We start from the raw sequence: 18,392 nt of genomic DNA, 5'->3' as shown, positions 1-18,392 counted from the left end.
GAATATGAATTTCAGTACGCTAGAGATTGTTTATATTTATGGATAAATATAGTTTATTTAAGTATAATATTCATTATTTATCTATCTATCTATTAAGGGGTGGGAATATGCGTCATCATGCTGCTAAAGTATGGCTATGTATGCTTCTCATCATCGCGATTTCTTGCCAACCGGCATTTGCTGCGAAGAAATCAAGTGATGTGAAGGTCAAAGTAACACTGGTGAGTGTAGAGCTTGTGGAAAACAATCATGTAGGCAATGATTGGGCTACTGCTGCTGCAGTTAACGGCAAGGCTATGGAAGAAGGCGGAAGTCAGACGTTCAGCATTAAATCTACTGGATCTTTCAAGCTCAAAGCATCGGCAGAGGAGCAGGATAAAATTCCCGATACAGGATCAGCGGAAAAGTCGATCAAGGCTTCTTCAATATCGGGTACCAAAGAATATGTATTGAATGTCGAGGTAGTGGAGAACAGAGGCCGTTACTCTGGTAATACGGCCCATTGGAAATTTACTTTCAAGGCCGAGAAAGCATAACGACGGGAAGGGGCTGTCCAGAAATTTTTAGGAATGACAGCTCCCATTTTAAGAAGCTGCACGATGTGGAGTGCCTGCGATCATGGGCTGATGACGTACTCCTCGCCAGAGGACGATCCGTCATTCAAACGCCGCCCGGAGACATGCACGGTACGGAAAAAGTGACAAGCGAGCTGCGAGCCAGGCGAAACCTGCGAAACGGCATGTATTTGCTCGTTTCTGGCCCAATGAAGGTGAAATACCTGCCAGCGAGCAGGTATTTCACCTCAGTTTCTCCTCAACGACCGATTTTCCCAAAAATCCATGCATGATCGCAGGCATTTCACCATGTATGGCGTCTAGCAACCGAAATTCATGCACATTCGCAGGCTTCTTACTCCGTCTGCTGCTCCAGCGGGAATAGGAGCTCCGCCGCGGTCACCGTGGCGATTGCATCAGAGGATGCAGGTCAGGCATGAGGCTCGATGCCTTTGGCGATCCAGGATTCGCGCGTTGGTCCCAGCACATCGGGCAGAGGCAGGCCTGCCTGGCGCATAAGCACGGTCATCTGCCCGCGGTGATGAATTTCGTGTTTGAGGAAGTAGTGTACGGTGGCACTATTTTGCCATTCCTCGCCCATTATCGTTACGGATTGCCTGATTGTCTCATCGGTCCACTGGCTCTTCACAGCACGCAGCAAAGCTTGCCCCAATCGGCGATATTCACTTGCAATCCTGGCGGCTGATGCAGGAGGAAGCTCCTCTGCTGGCGGCTCATCGAAGGTGAGTCCCGTGGATGTCAGAAAATGAATGGTCTTCACCAAATGCCAGGCGATCTGGCCCAAGGAACGATAATTATCCGCAACAGTCTGCCCCAACGACTCATCGGTAAGGGTGTCCAGCACCCGCGCTGTAATCGCAAACTCTGCCTCCCATTCCTGAGTGAAATCGTTAACGGTTCTAAACATACCGCATTCCTCCATTAATCGTGTGATTGTCGTTCTTAGCTTGTATTATAGTGGAGGTTCACTGACAGCTACGGTCAGTGGAGATGGAGCGGAATCCCTTTGCTATTTTTACTGCCAATATTTTCAATAGGATATGAATCCGGCACCCCTGCACGGCTGAGAGGGCTGTCGCATGTCCTTCCAATTTATATGGAAACCATTAGACCTCTGCCTCCAATCATGGTATACTACGTGCGATTCTACGGTTCATGATCCCTTTATATAGAGAAGGAGCAATGCATCCATGCCAGGTAGACAAGAGGAAGAGCTTAACGGCATTACACATCTGGGCAATCAAGGCACTGCCTATTTGTTCCAATACAGTCCGTCCATTCTGGAGGCGTTCGACAATAAGCACCCAGGCAGGGATTATTTCGTCAAATTCAATTGTCCGGAGTTCACCAGCTTGTGCCCGATCACTGGCCAGCCGGACTTTGCTACGATCTATATCTCCTATATTCCCGATGTGCGGATGGTGGAGAGCAAATCGCTCAAGCTGTACCTGTTCAGCTTCCGCAACCATGGCGACTTCCATGAGGATTGCATGAACATTATTATGAATGATCTCATTGCATTAATGGCCCCCCGCTATATCGAGGTATGGGGGAAATTCACGCCGCGGGGCGGGATCTCCATTGATCCTTACTGCAACTGGGGCAAGCCGGGCACCAAATATGAGGAGATGGCGGAATATCGCCTCATGAATCATGATCTCTATCCCGAGAAGATCGATAACCGCTAATCCTTATTCGACAAGAAGGGCTGCACCGCATGGTAGATGTTCGTACTACCGTCGGCGCAGCCCTTCTTGCGTGCAGATTGAACCTATTCGATCATGAGAATCTCCCGAATATCCGCCTCCGTGAGGGAGGATAATGCCTCCTGCCCGGGCTGGATCACTTCATCGATGAGAGCCTTCTTCCGCTGCTGCAGCTCATTCATCTTGTCTTCGACAGTCCCTTGGGAGACGAGGCGGATCACCTGCACGACATTCTGCTGTCCGATCCGGTGTGCCCGGTCTGCGGCCTGCTGCTCTACGGCGGGATTCCACCATAGATCATAGAGAATGACGGTATCCGCTCCGGTCAGATTGAGTCCGGTGCCCCCGGCTTTAAGCGAGATCAGGAACAGCTCGCGTTCACCTTCATTGAACTTGCTGCACAGCTCGACCCTCTCCCTGGCAGGAGTGTGGCCGTCCAGGTAGAAATGCGATACGCCGCGATAGCCAAGCTCCCGTCCGATCAGTCCCAGCATCTCGGTGAATTGCGAGAAGATGAGCATTCGCTTCCCCGCACTCCTGCACTCCTCTACTATTTCCATCAGCTGCTCGAATTTGGCGGAGCTTCCGGTATAGCCTTCGACGAACAGGGCAGGGTGGCAGCAGAGCTGGCGAAGCCGGGTCAGGCCTGCAAGAATTTTGATCCGGTTCTTCTGGAAGGTCTCCTTGTCCAGATGCTTCACCGTTTCATGGCGCAGCTTGGCCAAATAAGCGATATACAGCTTTTTCTGCTCCGGCAGCAGCTGGGATACTTGCAGCATCTCGATCTTCTCCGGCAGCTCCTCCAGCACATCTGTCTTCAGTCTCCGCAGCAGAAACGGGCGGATTCGCTTTGCGACAACCTCCCGCGACAGCTCATTGAAGTCCTTCCTGCTTGGGAACAACGCCGGGAATACAGCGTCGAAGATGGACCACAGCTCCTCCAGTCTGTTCTCTACCGGAGTGCCGGTAAGCGCGAAACGATGCAGGGCCCTGATTCCCTTCACGGTCTGTGCTGTTTGTGTCGTGTAATTTTTGAAGGCCTGCGCCTCGTCGAGAATAAGCGTATGGAACAATTGACGGGCATACAGCTTAATATCCTTGCGAAGAAGCGGATAGGAGGTGATGATCACATCTGCCGAAGACGCATTGCTCAGCAGCCGTTCCCGCTCGGCGGTGCTGCCGTCAGCAATCACCGTCCGGATCTCCGGCGCGAATCTCGCCAGCTCGTTGCTCCAGTTATAGATGAGAGAAGCGGGAGAGACAATTACAGCAGGCAGCGCCTGGCTTCTAATCTCCGGAAGTACGGAGAGAAGGAACGCGATGCTTTGCACGGTTTTGCCCAGTCCCATGTCATCCGCAAGAATACCGCCGAAGCGATAGTGGGCGAGTGTCTTCATCCATTGATAGCCATAGGCCTGATAATCCCGAAGGACGTGAACCAGCGTGCCTGGCACAGGGAAATCCAGATGATCGGGATTTCGCATGTGATCCAATAATTTGCGGAATGACCGGCCGAGCTTGACGGTATTGCCCCTTTCAGGGGAATTCATCAGGTGGAGGCCAGCCGCAACCGGAAGACGGAATTCTCCCCCTCTCAGATCCCAATTGTGCAGACCTACCTCGTTCATGAACCGGATGATCGCCTGAAACTCCGACGTCTCCAGCGGCAGCATCGCCCCGCCTGGCAGCTTGTAATATTTGCGCTTCTCTTCGAGCGCCTTCAACAGCTTGCGGATTTCTCCTTCTGGAATAGCCTCGATATCAAATTTGAAATCCAGCCACTCGGTTCGTTCATCCACATCAACCTTTACCTTGGGAAAGAGGGGGCCGGGATGAATTCTTGCCTTCACAGCAGAGGTAGCATATACATCCAGCAGCTTCTCCAACTGGGGTACGATATGGTGCAGAAACTCGAATTCGGAATCTTCGCCATTCATAATATATCCGCTCTCGGTCTTGGCGAAGTCGCCCTGCTCCATGAGCTCCACAATCTGCCGCTCCGCATCCCCGTCACGCATGAGAATCCGTTCCTCGCCGCGCCGCTTTCCTGCGTCCTCCAACGGATTAATGATGATGTCGCCGTATTGAAATTCCACGCTTGCAAGAAGCCGGTCCTTCACCCGATCCAGATAGAGCTTGGCCTTCAGCTGCGGCTGCACGATTCGGTCGGCGATCGACTTGGCGATATGAACCCTCCCGACCTTCATCAAGCCGGGTACGACCTTCTCCATGAAAGGCTCCATCTGCTGGGGCGGAATTCGAATCTGGCGCTCGCGGGAATCTTCAAGCATGCCCTTCAGCTCCGATAGCTGCCTGCATTGTTCGATGGGCAGCTTCAGCAGCTTGCCGCCGGCAAGGACAAGCCCGTAGGATTCCATCACAATAATCCGTTCGAAGCCGTGGATGTCGAGCTGATATTCCCCCTTATGCTGTGCCTGATCAACATGAAAAGCCAGCGGAATCGCTTCGTTCGAGAGATGAAGCCCGTCTGACAGAAGGCCGTCCTGTTCCAGCTGGGAGGATGGAGCCTCGGCAAGAAGAGGGAGGAGCGCTTTCCATGAGACGGGAGGGATGATCAGTGTCCGGTCGTTGTTCCTGCTCTTCCTGCTGCTCTTGGCAGCTGCAGTGTTGAGGCTTGCAGCCTCCTGATAGATCTGCTCGTTGCGGTAGATTCCGATCAGTTGCGCGATGACAGCATGATCCTCCTTGCGAAAGCTGTGAAGCTGCGGATCGTATGTGAAGTGGCTGGAGAATACATAGGCCTCCCGGCGGTCGATCTGTTCCAGAAAATCTTTTATATGCTGCACGATATACGGCCGCTTGAGTCCGAGCTTGATTTCAAGGCCGAACATGTACTTGCCATTGCCATATGGCAGGGGCATGCAGGTGAAGGTGACATTAAGATCAGCTCTGGATTCAAAATGGGTTCTCGCGGTGGTTGGAAGAACGGGTGTGCGGCTATCGGCGAATAATGCCACCATGCTGCTCGCAAGCTCTGCTGCAGAGTTCTCTTGCTCCAGGTTGGCCGAATGAACCGGCAGTTGCCCTGCAGCGCGGATATTAAGCAGGACAGCAGCAATATGCTTGCAGTGCTTGTCATAGGAGAAGAAGGTGGAGCAGCTGCATTCCGCATCCACACTGCCGTCCCGGGCGATTTCCACACTGACCTGGTAGCTGCCGTTTTCCTTAACGGTTGCTCTATAGATGCCCGATTCGGATTGATAGTGATTCAAGGTGACTTTACCCGAGCGGTAATAGGCGGCACCTTTATTATAAGAAGCGTGACCGCATAAATTTTTGATGGCCTGCTCAGTCAGTTGGAAGCTCATTGCGGTGATCCGTCCTTTCGGCTTGATGCCATAACTACCGTTTATGGTACAACAAAAGGGACCGAATAGGCGAGTGCTCCGCTGCCGGACATGCGGCAAAGCCGGGAAGAGACGGCCAAGCTTTACATCTCTCCTGGAATGCAATACGATATATGGCATCGGGTGGACGGACTCAAATTGGAGGATGACAACATTGCAGGTAATCGAATACAGTGTGGAATTGATTAAAGATCCGTTCGGGATATTAACGGGCCAGCGGTTTGAATTTGTACTGGATCTGGAAATCGCGGAGGATGATGAGCTGTATTCCGAGAACGGGGTGTATGCGAAGGTTATTTATCTAGTGGATGACAGCCGGAGGGAAATCGTCAAGTATGATCTGTATGAGCGAACGACAGACCGGTACCTTGACTTCGTACTGGACCCTGAGGAAGAAACGGCTGTAGCTGCTTTCTGCGCGGAGCATTACGACAAGAACTGAACAGGGAGCTGCCTGAGTCAGTCCCGGATGATGTGAAAAGATGCCTCCAAACCACTAAAAAGGGATTGGAAGCATCTTTTTCATTATCTACGGGGGACTTGGCGGGGATTCTGAAATCATCCAATAACTTTCCGGACAACCCCTTCTCCAAGCGTGGTTTGACGGTAGCGTGACGGAGTAAGAAGCCTGCGAATATGCATGAATTTCGGTTGCAAGACACGATAATGGTAGAATGCCTGCAATCATGCATGAATTTTGGGGGGAATCGGCCGTTAAGGAGAAATGAAGGTGAAATACCTGCACTCTTGCAGGTATTTCACCTTCATGGGGCCAGAAACGAGCAAATACATGCCGTTTCGCATGTTTCGTCTAGATCATGGCTCGCATCGCGCATGTTTTGGCGTTTGAATGATGGATCGTCCTCTGGCGAGGAGACGTCAACAGTCCCATGATTGCAGGCATTCTGCATCGTTCAGCTTCTTTAAAGCGGGGGCTGAGGATTTCCAAGAAGGACTTCCTCACAGCCCCTCGTCCGTTCCTAAGATTAGAACACTAAAGAGTAGTTGGCGCCATTGTTGTTATCCCAATAGGTTACGCCATTGACCGTGTAGGAGATTGCGAATTTAATCGGCTGTCCGGTGGCAGCAAAGTTGAAATTCCAATTCTCGAACGCATTGCCGGAGTTGGCAACGAAGCTGTCATAAGACGCGTTCGCTGTCTGGGTTGTGGCCCAGTTGTCATAGGAATAGACGATTGTAACGGTTTTTGTCGGCGCCAGGTTCTTCAGATAGATTTTGCCGCCAACATAGAGTCCGGAACGGTTGGAGTAATAGGAGGATTCATACAGCTTCAGAGCAGCTTTGCTCAGAATCTTGTCAGGCTCGGAAGCTCCTCCTACCTTGTAGTTGCTGCTATTATTGTTGTCCCAGTAAGTCTGGCCGTTGACTTCATATTTAATAGCAAATTCAAATGTTGTAGAGAGCGGGGCATCTATATTAAAATTCCAAGCCTCGTTTCCGCTGGCAAGAGTGGCTGTATAGGAAGCGGATTGCTCCTGCCATATACCGCCGCCTGTCGTGTACACAACCTTGACTTGCTTGGTTGGCGACAAATTCGTCACTTCCACGCTGCCCGATAGACGGGAAAGATTATTTGGAGTTGCTATTATGGTTTTCGTATGTGCATAGGACAGCTGGACGTTAGGGTCATAAGCATTGGCTTCACCACTGAATGAAGCGCTAAATCCAAAACTTAGTAACAGAGCAAAAGCAATAAATAAAGTTCCCATTTTTCTTGTAGCTTGCATTTCTCATCACTCCTAAATTTTTATAGTCTATAAAACGCGACAGTCCATCCTCTCCCAGCAAAATACAATAGGGCACTTCTTTTGCCGCCTATCCCTCCTTTGAATGCAAGCAACCCCGGGCTTCCGATTAGGAATCCCGGGGTTGTTCAAAACCGCGAAGGTTTCAAAGCATTTCCCTCAAATTATCATCCAAGGTAGTCTGCTACAAGGTGTGCCTTAATTATAGAATCGTCTTCCAAAAGAAGTCAATTCCAACTAAAGAACCCATTCTTCTCGTCTTTCATGGTATCGGGAACCTACAAATCTAGTCTTCGTTATCTAAAGGCTGGTATTAGGAGCAGGTGAGAAAAATGGGCGAAAACAGTGGCGATTCCCCTGGTTTTGTTGGTGTTGCGCGGAGTTTGTAAGGATTGCCCCGCCAGCATGGCGCAGCAAGCATTGGACTAGCCTTTCCAATACGTGTATATTACGTGTATATGTTAAGGTTCTGTTAGTGGATCGGAGGAAGATGAAATGAGTACCCATCATGAAATATACATGAATCTGGCGTTACAGACGGCCGCAGCGGCCAAAGGCCAGACCGAACCGAATCCGCTGGTCGGATCCGTTATTGTCAATCATAATCGCATCGTAGGAATTGGCGCTCATCTGAAAGCAGGAGAGCCGCATGCAGAAATTCATGCCATTCGAATGGCCGGGGAGTACGCGCGCGGCGGGACGATCTACGTTACGCTTGAGCCCTGCTCCCATCATGGCAGAACAGGGCCATGCGCGGAAGCGATAGTCGAGGCAGGAATCAGCAGAGTGGTAGTAGCCACGTTGGATCCGAACCCGCTCGTATCCGGCCGGGGCATCCGCATTCTTCAGGAAGCGGGCATCGAGGTTGAGGTTGGTATCTGCGAGCAAGCGTCCAAGAGAATGAATGAAGTATTCAACACCTTTATCGTCCAGAGGCGTCCCTTCGTGACGATGAAAGCTGCGACCACGCTGGATGGCAAAATCGCCTCGGCCTCATCTGACAGCAAATGGATCACCTCCGAGGACGCGCGAGCTGACGTGCACCGTTTGCGCAATGAGAACGGAGCCATATTGGTGGGAGTAAACACGGTTATGAAGGATGACCCGGAGCTGACAACACGGCTTCAAGGCGGTCGCAATCCGCTGCGAATTATTGTGGACTCCACTTTGCGTATTCCACTGGATGCCAAGGTAGTTGCAGATGGCAAGGCGGATACATGGGTGTTCACAAGCGCCAATCATTCCAAGGATAGAAGAGCGGAACTTGAGGCTCTTGGCGTATCCGTCTTTGCAACCAAAGGCAGCGATACCGTCGATTTGTCCGAAATGCTGGACATACTGGGCAGCCGTAATATTTCTTCCCTGCTAGTAGAAGGCGGAGGAGAAGTGAATGCGTCTTTCATGGCGGGCAAGCTCGTGGACAAGCTCATCCTCTATATCGCGCCTAAGCTTATCGGAGGCAGAGGCGCTCCTACATTTCTGGAAGGGGCCGGGATTGACAAGATGAAGGATGCCGTTGAATTTGCTGATGTTGATATGAGCAAGGTAGGTGTGGATTATCGGTTCACCGGCTATCCGAAGTGGCAGTAGGACGAAGGGCCGGAAGGCGTGTATCCCGTAAAGGATGATCGTCGCATCGCGTGCTGCGAGCTGCGCGTGAACCGTGCGCACCTCCCGGCGCGCGGTGCCATCGCGGCATGCGTGCCATCGCGGTATGCGGTGCATCCCGGCATGCGGCGCCATCGCGGCGTGCGGTGCCATCGCGGCGTGCGGTGCCATCGCAGCAGCATGCGGTGCCATCGAGGTGTGCGGTGCCATCGCAGCAGCATGCGGTGCTCGGTCACACTTCGGCGGTCAAACCTCGCGGCGAAGGCTGTCGTGTTACGGGAGGTTATTGCAAGCGGCAATCCAACCAGCGAGCGATAAACCAGCCAACGATAATCCAACCAGCCAACCAGCAAGCAATAATCTATAGTTGACAGCACAAGAGAAGGTGCTATAATAGCAATATATCCGACTTAACTTATTGGATATATATGAATTGGAATAACGGTCAACCGTTCATGCGGAGACATTCTCTATACGAGGATGTCTCTTTGTTGTACAGCAGACCAACGGGCGGAGAAGGTTGCTTGTGGGACGGCTGTACCCCACGTGGAATAGAGAGAGTGGAGAGCTTGTATACAAATAGAGAATAGACAGGAGAGATGGCCATGAGCAATCAAGTTATTGCGGCACAGCGTTTTGGAATCGATCTGGGAGGCGGACATTTCATTCATGGTGAAGTGAAAGCAGTAGATGATGGAACGGTGAAGCCTGTTCTAGTTCTCAGCCATGGCTTCAAGGGTCATAAGGATTGGGGGTTCTGGCCGGAGGTGTCCCGGCGCTTCGCAGAGGAAGGCTTTTATACGATAAGCTATGACTTTGCGAGAATTCATGCACGCAATGAAGGACAAGACGAGCGTGTAGTGGCAGCAGTCAGTACCGTTAGCCGCGAGGTGCGCGACATAGAGGCTGTAGTGAATGCAGTGCGTAAAGGCGAACTGCCGTTTGCGAATGAAGCTGATCCGGAACGATTGGCGATATTGGGACACAGCCGGTCGGGAAGCAGCAGCATTATCTATGCTGCCGAGCATCCCGGAGTCGGCGCAGTAGTTGTATGGAACGGCGGCAGCACACCGGCTCTTCCGGCGGGCGGGAATGGCGAACAGCTTTCCTATCACGATCAGGCGATTATTGCGGACATAGAGAGCAATGAAGCGAGATTTGATGTTGCGAATAAATTTCAATCGCTGTCTGTGCCAGCTCTTCTTGTGCAAGGGACGAATGACAACGAGCGATTGCTGGCCCACAATAAGCGGCTGCAGGAAATCGCGCCCGATCAGCATTTCGTATCCATTGCAGGCGGCGATCATACTTTTGGTGCAGTGCATCCTTATGAAGGGGCGACTCGCGAGTTGGACGAAGCCTTTGCAGAGACGGTTCAGTTTCTGCGTACTGTGTATTGATCTTAATAATGATGATCGAATCCCATAAAGGATGCAAAGGAACCTTCAAAACCACTTTGAAAGTGGAGATGAGGGTTCCTTTTTTAGTCGAGCATCACTTGAAGAGCAGGAGCTGAGTATGCCCAAAATGACTATTTGGGGCAGCCTCATGCCTGTGTTGTGCAGAATCCAACTTAGGCAATCGCTGTAAGCGGATAATTTCATGCTACAGTGCGGAAAACAGGGGAGCGATGTGCTGTAAACCGATACAACCATTTTACAAGTGGGAGGGTGTCGCAAAATCACCATTTCGCCAATGTTGTAAACAGAAACATCCATGCTACAGGGAGGGGGAAATCGGGAGCAACATGCTGTAAACCGAAAAACCAGCTAACAGATGTGCAGTACCACCATGATGAGCTAACTTTGGGGTAAGCTGCCGGGGAGCTGTCTGCATCTGCAGGGCAAATTTTCGCTAATTTCCACTTGTCTTCGACAAAAATTGCAATCAAATTCGTTCCACAATATAACAGGGTATGTTAAAGTAGAAAATAGAGTATTCGTAGAGTATTCATAGAGTATTCATAGAGTATTCATAGAGTATTCATAGAGTATTCATAGAGTATTCATAGAGTAGCATAGTGTTGTAGCAGCAGTGATTTTATTACATATTTTTTTATATATAGCATTTTATTAGCGGGTCTTCTGATCGATATATTGCAAGGGAGCGTGGATATTAGCTATGAAGACGGAAAAGAAGCACAAGGGATCCATTAGCAGGTTCGCCAAATTAATGATTGCTTCGGCGGGTATAGCGGCATTGGCGGTAGGAATTCCGGCCATTGCGGCTGCATCCCTTCCTCCTGGCGGGGGAGGAGGGACGATTCTAATCGAGAATGAGCGCGTTCAGGACTATCTCGATGATCACTTCTCTGGCACGCTGCGGGCGGGGGATAATCTCACGATCGATTTGAATGCTATATTTGATGAGCCGGGGGCGCTGGAATATTCCGTTGTGGTGCAGAATGCCAGCGTTGCGGATGTGAAGGTAGCGGATGATACAACCAATCTGCGCATCGGTCTCAAGAAGCAAGGAACGACAATGGTTACTTTGTCGGCCAAAAAGCAGGGGCAGCATTTCGTCGAGAAGTTCCGTCTTACAGCCAGTGCGAATTCGAGTCTGGATGCGAACGGAGATGGGGCGGGGATTGATGAGGTCGTAAAATACTTCAAGGCGCATCCGGAGAAGTTCAGCCGCATTGAAGACTACCGTAATCTGCTGCAGGCCGCGGTAAGCAGCACGGTAACCATGCCTAACCATGCTCCGGCCAAGAGGGATGGCGCCCTGTCGGAATTGTACTTATTCCAGGGAGGACAAACCAGGCTGGACATGAATGAATTATTTCAGGATGAGGACGGGGACCAGCTGACTTTCACAGTGGAAGCTCAGCCTCTCAATAATGGCATCGTAGAGCTGCTTATGGAGAGTAACGGGATGCTCCAGGTTAAAGCTTTGAACTACAGCCAGCAGCCTGTGAATGCCATTGTGACTGCCAGTGACGGCACAGCAGCGACGGCGAGGACTTTTCAAATAACGGTGCTCAAAAGCAATCATCCCCCGGTCGCACATGCCGGAACGCTGTCCTTAGCAGAGGATACGGCCGCAACGGGTACGCTGTCTGGTACAGATGTTGATGGTGATGCTATTACTTATAGTCTCGAGAGCCAGGCAAACAAGGGAACGGTGACGATCACCAATTCAAGCACGGGAGCGTACACCTATGTGCCGAACCCTAATGCCAATGGTCCCGATACGTTCACGTTCAAGGTCAGTGATGGCACGGCTTATTCAGCGGCGGCTCAAGTCAGTGTACACATTGAACCGGTCGAGGATCATATTGTCGTCCATCCGCAGTACAAAGTCGGTATCAACAATGACGGGGCAGTAACGCTCAGATTGAATCAGAAGATCGAAATTGATATGGAGCGCATCTTCAGCAATCCGGACAACAAGAGTGTGGAATACGGCTATACGTATGACGACCGGCTGGATGTCTCTATGGAGGGTAACTACTTGACCATTGCTGGAAGGCATGAAGTGTCAGAGAGTCCCTTTATTGTTAATCTTAAAATTAAAGAGAACGTGGAAAATAGTGAATGGTTCAGTTATCCCATTAGAGTGGTTGTTACTGAGGAGGATGACCTGGCCAATATGCGGATAACTCCGGACCCGGAGTCGCCGGTTGATCTGGATCTGGCCGAATATTTCGACCTTGGCGGGCTGAATGATTGGACATTGTCCGTGGCGAGCAAGGATGCAGACAATGGCAGCCTCAGCTCATCGTTAGCGGGCACGTCTCTCACGCTTCGCGGCCTCGCGGACGGCGCGTCGAAACTTAGTGTGAATGTCGACGATGGACATGGCGGCGTGATCATGGACGAAATCATCGTCTATGTCGGAGAATGGCTGCCGCATGATATCGGCACCCAATACTTGAACGATGATTATGAGGTCGGTATTTTTGCGGATATAGATCTTAGCGAGATTTTCTACGGTGCGGTTGAATATCAAGTGACCGGGATTGAGGATGTCAATCATGTCACTACGGACAGGCCGCTGCACGACTGGTTCGGGTCTGCTTACGGCAGTATGCTGAGAGTGATGTCTACGGCTGCGGATCCGGCTTCGGTAACCGTGCGGGCAAGGAATGAATTCGGACAAGAATCGGAGTACGAGCTCCATTTTATAATGAATTATTCGCCTCAATATGTCGGCGGCGTGGAACCGATTATCGTCATCAAGGGCCAGACCTATCTGCTGAATATGAATGATCCTGTCCGGTTCGAGGACGCGGATGGCCATGAGATGACGTTTAGCGCCGAAGTAGATGATGCAAACAATGTAACCGTTAAACCAGCTAACGGATCGATTATACCGCTCATTGGGGAAGAGGTGGGGGAAACCATGATTCATTTGAATGCCGACGATGGCCATTCTACTCCCTATTCCCTTCATTACTTTGGTGTTCCGCTCGCTGTACTGGAGAGTATGGGGGATTATGTGAGGTTTGCCGATGCTCACGGGGAGAGTCAGGAGCTAACTTCAACCGTTGATATCGCGTCCCACTTGAATGGATTGACAGGACCGTACACGGTTTCGGTATCCGAAAGCTCAATTATAGATTCTTATGATATAGACGGCTCTATGCTGTCACTCACCGCGAAATCCGTCCATGGCAATCGGATTTATGGAAACGCGATGCTTACCGTCACTGTGTCCGATGGCACAACGTATAGAGACTTTAATATTTTTGTATATATTCCGAGACAAATCTATCATTAGCAGCGAAGGCTGTTGAAAGATTGAAGGCGGGTCAACCGCCGCCATGAAAAGTCGTGCAAGGCCAGGCGGTACAAAGCGGTGCAAAGCGGTGCAAAGCCATGCAGGCTAGACGATGCAAAGCCGTGCAAAGCCATGCAGGCCAGGCGGTACAAAGCCGTGCGAAGCCATGCAGGCCAGGCGGTGCAAATCCAGGCCATGCCAGTCGATGCAAAGCCGTGCGAGGCGAGAGAATTCCTGCGAAAAGGCAGCCTTTCTCTCGTCCCAGCCTTCTGAAGCGAGAAAGCCTGCCATAGAGCAGGCTTTCTCGCTGTATATGGCCCAATGAACCATTTTCGCCCTAAATGCCTGCCTGATCGCAGGTACTTTGCCTTTCAAGGCTTCTTTTAACCGAAAATCCTGCACTTTCGCAGGCTTCCCTCTCGTTTGGCGGGGTGGATGGTATACTCGTAGTGGAATCGATTTACGCAGAATGAAAGAGCAAAGGAGAGAGAACATGCCACAATTGCTTGTTCGAGGTATTGAGCCTCATCGGATGGCGCTCATTAGCGGCGCGCTTGTGGAAGAGTTAGCAGGGATATGCGAGTGCGGAAATGACAACTTCACCATTGATTGTCTGGCAACAACCTCTGTATTCGGCGGGGAGAAGGTGCCTACCTATCCCTTCATTGAGATTGGCTGGTTCGAGCGTGGGGATCAGATACGTGACCGGTTCGCAGCGGCGCTGACGAAGCATGTCCTATCGTTGGGACTGTCAGAAGTGGAGGTCGCATTCAAGGTCTATCAGGAATCAGCGTATTACATTAACGGCAAGTCATGCAGTTCATAGCGCACAAATCCAACCAGTCTATTAGTAGCATAGCGGCAAGCCAGCTAGCTGCACATTGATGTGGCCACCGACCGCCGTCATGCTATGCAGCAAAACAACGCACGTTGGGAGCTGAAAAAACCACATCCTCCAACGAAAAGAAAAGCGTAGAGCCAAGCGGCATCTACGCTTTTTCATATGGCGGGCAGCGTCTGCCTGCGGTCCAGACCGTACTCATTGTACGGACTTGCGATACTGTCCTGGAGAGCAGCCTGTTGATTTCTTAAATACTTTGCTGAAATATTTCTCGTCCGGATATCCCACCATCTCTGCAATCTGGATGATCTTCAGATGCGGGTTCTGCAGCAGCATCTTCGCTTTGTCTATCCGGGTTTTCTCAAGGAAATCGGACATGTTCCCTCCGGTCTCCTGCTTGAACCGCCGAGAGATGTATTCCCGGCTCAAATGGAAGCGGCTGGCGATATCCTGCAGCGTAATGCCTTGATTGTAATTCTGCTCGATATATTTGACGATGTCGTTGATCGGGCTGCGATCCTTCTGTCTCGACGATGTCAATACGTCAGAATATTTCATTAAGACGTCGGACAGCTCCGTCTGCCACAGGGAGAGCGATAGCCTGCCTTGATCATCAAGCGGGATCGGCAGCGCAAGGCTGGGCAGCTCTGCAGCCGAGCCGCTGCCCGCATCGCTGCTCAGCAGCTTGGCCCACTGCGAGCGCATTACTGTGAACTCGTGGCGCCATAGCTCCACCTGCTCGAACGAGATGGCGGGGAGCAGCTTCACATCCTCCAGCCAGTCATTAACGGCTACCGCTATCTCAGCTTCGCTGCTGCTGAGGAGCGCCATGCGGAAGGGCTCCTCGTAGTCCGAGAGGTGCAGCTTGCCGGCATTGGCATCTGTCCGCATTCCTGATGCTTCATAGACATGAAGCCAGTTAATATTCTGAAGCATATTCCGCTGCTTAAGAGCGCTCTTGGCCTCATCATAGGAGTTCTTCAAGCCTTCCGGAAAAGGGTGGGCCAAGCCGGCGCCGAAATCGAAGCGGGCTCGAAGCGAACGGTAGAAGCAGCTGTTAATCTCGGCCAATAGGTCATTTAATTCATCGAACCGGTCCCAATAGAAGATCACGATCTCGGATTCGCTGTTCCAATATCTGCAGGCATACCCGGCGTGGCGGCTTCTGAGCAGCTCATTGCATATATTGGTGAGCGCGAAGAAGAGCAGATCGCGATGATTGTTGAACTTCTCGGTTATTTTGCGCTCCACAAACTCCAGTCCGATAATAATAATCTGGCATTGCGGCATCTGCTCCCTGGATAATTGAAACTCATTGTGGAGGACATCCTTCACAGAATAATAGTAATTCACATCGGAGATCAGATTGGAGAACAGCTTGTCCCAGTAAACGGGCTTCAATTGGTTCATCTCAATCTTCTGCAGGTTCTGGTAGAGGCGGGCTGATTCCTCCTGCTCCCAGGAGAGCTTGGCCTTCTTGAGCGCTTCGCCCAGCACCTCAGGATCTATCGGCTTGAGAATATAATCAAGTCCCCCGTACTTCATCGTGCCGCGCACCAGATCAAAGTCGTCATGCCCGCTTATCGCGATCGTGCGGGTTGATGGCAGATGCTCATGAATCCACGCCATCAGGTCAACACCGCCTACAACGGGCATCATCATATCGGTTACGATAATGGCTGGCCGGTACTGCTTGGCAAGCTCGATGGCAAGGGAGCCGTTCTCCGCTTCAATTATACGTTCGACTCCGAGGGAGTCCCAATCAACCAGGAGCTTGATCGCTTCCCGGACATGCTGTTCATCATCTACGAGTAGCACGTTCATGTATGTTCTTGTCCTCCTATAGGATACGGAATGTGCAAGGTGACGGAGAAGCCTCTTGGCTGCTGATTGGCAACGATCATCCGCACATCCTCGCTAAAGTGCAAGCGCAGACGAAGCAGGACATTGCTAAGTCCAATGTTGTCCTGACCGTCTGGCATCATTTGGCTGGAAGGCTTATCGAGCTTCTGCTGCAGCTCTCCAAGCCGCCCGGCTTCCATCCCAAGGCCATCATCCTGAACGATAATGACCAATTCATGCTCAGCTGACCATTTGGATAGGATCAGAATTTCGCCCACCTCGCCAAGCGGCTCGAAGCTATGCTTGAATACATTCTCGACGAGCGGCTGAAGAATGATCTTGGGCACTTGTATCCCTAATGTTCCCTCTTCGATATCAAAGCTCACCATCAGCTTGTTGCCGAAACGCTGCTTCTGAAGCTCCATATAAGCCTTGACATGGCTGATCTCTTCAGAGAGCGGCACAATCGCCTCATTCGTGTTCATGCCGTAGCGCATCATCTTGGCAAGTGATGAGATGAGGGAATATACTTTGGGCGCTTGATGGTGAAGAGCAAGCGTTCCGATCGATTGCAGCGCATTATTGAGAAAATGAGGGTTGATCTGCGCTTGCATCGCCTTCATCTGGTTCGTCTTGTTGGCAATCTCCAGCTTATATTCCCGCATAATGAGGTCGGTTATCGTCTGCATCATGGAGTCGAACCTGCGAGCGAGAATACTGAACTCGTCATTGCCCTTGACCTCAATATCCACTTTCAGATTGCCGGACTGGATCTGATTCATAGAGCTGATCAATTTCTTGATCGGATTTGTAAAATGATAGGAGATATATAGCGTCGCAGCAACGACGATAACAAGAAAAATGGCAGCGATTATCGCATTAATCTGTGTGATTTGATTCGCGCTTCGGTGTAAATAGGAGTAAGGCTGCATCTTGACGATCGTCCACTCCGAATAATTTGACTTGATTTGGTCGTAAAATATAATGCCGGTAAAGTTGTTCTTGTCCTTCGTGTTCCATTCCAGATAGCCGTTCCCCGAGCTGGAATCGAGAACGCTCGGCACCCAGTTCTCTTCCAGCGGCTTGCCAAGCAGCTCCGGATTCTGCGCAAAGACGACGATTCCCTGCTTGTCGATAATGTACAGATTCTCCTCGTCGTTACGGTACAGCTGCTTGCTGATCTTGAACAGCTCATTCGCTTTCACATCGATGGACAGATAGCCAAGCACTTTGGTCGAAGGCGCAGCAACAATGGGCAGATGGAGCGTGAACACATTCGTGCTGGGCAGGTAAACATTCCATGGCACGCCAAAGGTATGGCTTTCATGGGTCGCTTCCAGGAAGGGACGCAATTTATCCGCGCCAGGCGGGTAGGGCGGCGTGTATGGGATCGTATCCGGATCGCGGAAGCGTCCCCGTGCGATCAGATAGGATTGGTCGTTGGCAAGCGTATGCAGATGGATTTGACTAATATCCCTCATGGATTGGTACATGTTAAGCAAATGGCCGTATATGCTGGTCTTATATATGGATGAGAAATCCTGCCTTTCAGCATTCTTGTTCACTTCGCGTTCAATAATGCCGAATAGGGATTCAGGCTCATTCATGGAGCGGTACACGCTTTTGGACGTTTGTTCGATGACGGTGAGGTAGTTCTCAATGTTGTCAGTTCCAAGCTGAATGAGATCCAGGTTCTCTTGAATGGATTCTTCGGATACCGTGCTTTTCGTGTAGAAATAGGATATGGCTATAGAGGTCATAATGGGAATAATTGTAGCTGCGAGTAGAAGTGCAATCAGTTTGTTGCGTATGCTTGTTCTGAACATATAGTCGGCGGCATCCTTTCTACAAGCGCTCTCACTCCCCATTTTACAAGCAAAGATCAATAAATTCCACCATAACCATCATCAATATCGGTGGTATCGGAGGGTTTGCAATTTTATACTGTTTGTACAGCTCTAGAA

General features: G+C 50.8%; 13 protein-coding genes. 7 read left to right on the top strand and 6 right to left on the bottom strand.

All coding sequences use genetic code 11. The features are described 5' to 3' along the window. Positions 1 to 107 precede the first annotated feature (107 nt). Positions 108 to 536 (top strand): hypothetical protein, encoded by a 429-nt coding sequence (locus K0T92_RS08065; protein WP_219871946.1) that lies wholly within the window; start codon positions 108 to 110, stop codon positions 534 to 536. 448 nt (positions 537 to 984) lie between these two features. Here K0T92_RS08065 and K0T92_RS08060 read toward each other — a convergent pair whose 3' ends face one another. Next, positions 985 to 1,482: a DinB family protein gene (locus K0T92_RS08060; protein ID WP_219871945.1), complete on the bottom strand. Its 498-nt coding sequence runs from the start codon at positions 1,480 to 1,482 to the stop codon at positions 985 to 987. A gap of 283 nt (positions 1,483 to 1,765) precedes the next feature. On the opposite strand from K0T92_RS08060, the gene queF reads away from it, so the two are divergent. Next, complete coding sequence (queF, locus tag K0T92_RS08055) at positions 1,766 to 2,263, top strand: preQ(1) synthase (RefSeq protein WP_219871944.1); 498 nt, start codon at positions 1,766 to 1,768, stop codon at positions 2,261 to 2,263. Positions 2,264 to 2,346: 83 nt separating this feature from the next. Here queF and K0T92_RS08050 read toward each other — a convergent pair whose 3' ends face one another. Further along, complete coding sequence (locus K0T92_RS08050; RefSeq protein WP_219871943.1) at positions 2,347 to 5,610, bottom strand: DEAD/DEAH box helicase; 3,264 nt, start codon at positions 5,608 to 5,610, stop codon at positions 2,347 to 2,349. Between the two features lie 184 nt (positions 5,611 to 5,794). Between K0T92_RS08050 and K0T92_RS08045 the strand changes: the two genes are divergently transcribed. Next, the gene (locus K0T92_RS08045) at positions 5,795 to 6,091 is read left to right on the top strand and encodes a DUF6509 family protein (RefSeq protein ID WP_219871942.1); all 297 of its coding nucleotides are present in this window, start codon (positions 5,795 to 5,797) and stop codon (positions 6,089 to 6,091) included. Positions 6,092 to 6,635: 544 nt separating this feature from the next. On the opposite strand, the gene K0T92_RS08040 is transcribed toward K0T92_RS08045, so the two are convergent. Beyond that, the gene (locus tag K0T92_RS08040; protein WP_219871941.1) at positions 6,636 to 7,397 is read right to left on the bottom strand and encodes a carbohydrate-binding protein; all 762 of its coding nucleotides are present in this window, start codon (positions 7,395 to 7,397) and stop codon (positions 6,636 to 6,638) included. A 513-nt stretch (positions 7,398 to 7,910) separates the two neighbouring features. Between K0T92_RS08040 and ribD the strand changes: the two genes are divergently transcribed. The 3 genes from ribD to K0T92_RS08025 all read left to right on the top strand — a co-directional run bounded on the left by ribD (position 7,911) and on the right by K0T92_RS08025 (position 13,745). Continuing rightward, a complete protein-coding gene (gene ribD, locus K0T92_RS08035) occupies positions 7,911 to 9,005 on the top strand; it encodes a bifunctional diaminohydroxyphosphoribosylaminopyrimidine deaminase/5-amino-6-(5-phosphoribosylamino)uracil reductase RibD (protein WP_246627989.1) in 1,095 nt (364 codons plus the stop codon). 623 nt (positions 9,006 to 9,628) lie between these two features. Next, positions 9,629 to 10,423, top strand: coding sequence for an alpha/beta hydrolase (locus K0T92_RS08030; RefSeq protein WP_219871940.1), 795 nt, complete (start codon positions 9,629 to 9,631; stop codon positions 10,421 to 10,423). Positions 10,424 to 11,144: 721 nt separating this feature from the next. Then, complete coding sequence (locus tag K0T92_RS08025; RefSeq protein ID WP_219871939.1) at positions 11,145 to 13,745, top strand: Ig-like domain-containing protein; 2,601 nt, start codon at positions 11,145 to 11,147, stop codon at positions 13,743 to 13,745. A gap of 105 nt (positions 13,746 to 13,850) precedes the next feature. Here the strand turns inward: K0T92_RS08025 and K0T92_RS08020 are convergent, their stop codons facing one another. Then, positions 13,851 to 14,147 (bottom strand): hypothetical protein, encoded by a 297-nt coding sequence (locus K0T92_RS08020; protein WP_219871938.1) that lies wholly within the window; start codon positions 14,145 to 14,147, stop codon positions 13,851 to 13,853. 91 nt (positions 14,148 to 14,238) lie between these two features. Here K0T92_RS08020 and K0T92_RS08015 point away from each other — a divergent pair, with 91 nt between their 5' ends. Continuing rightward, the gene (locus K0T92_RS08015; RefSeq protein ID WP_219871937.1) at positions 14,239 to 14,571 is read left to right on the top strand and encodes a DUF1904 family protein; all 333 of its coding nucleotides are present in this window, start codon (positions 14,239 to 14,241) and stop codon (positions 14,569 to 14,571) included. Between the two features lie 213 nt (positions 14,572 to 14,784). On the opposite strand, the gene K0T92_RS08010 is transcribed toward K0T92_RS08015, so the two are convergent. Together K0T92_RS08010 and K0T92_RS08005 are read right to left on the bottom strand one after the other, a co-directional pair. Further along, positions 14,785 to 16,410, bottom strand: a complete 1,626-nt coding sequence (locus K0T92_RS08010; RefSeq protein ID WP_219871936.1) for a response regulator — start codon at positions 16,408 to 16,410, stop codon at positions 14,785 to 14,787. Next, positions 16,407 to 18,254 carry a cache domain-containing sensor histidine kinase gene (locus K0T92_RS08005; protein WP_219871935.1) on the bottom strand — a complete coding sequence of 616 codons (1,848 nt, stop codon included), beginning with the start codon at positions 18,252 to 18,254 and terminating at the stop codon, positions 16,407 to 16,409. The genes K0T92_RS08010 and K0T92_RS08005 overlap by 4 nt, the downstream gene beginning before the upstream one ends. Positions 18,255 to 18,392 lie beyond the last annotated feature (138 nt).

This window comes from Paenibacillus oenotherae, from assembly GCF_019443105.1.
Taxonomy (GTDB): Bacteria; Bacillota; Bacilli; order Paenibacillales; family Paenibacillaceae; genus Paenibacillus_Z; species Paenibacillus_Z oenotherae.
Note: the sequence above shows the minus strand (reverse complement) of the source record. Positions and strands in the feature narration are given on the sequence as shown.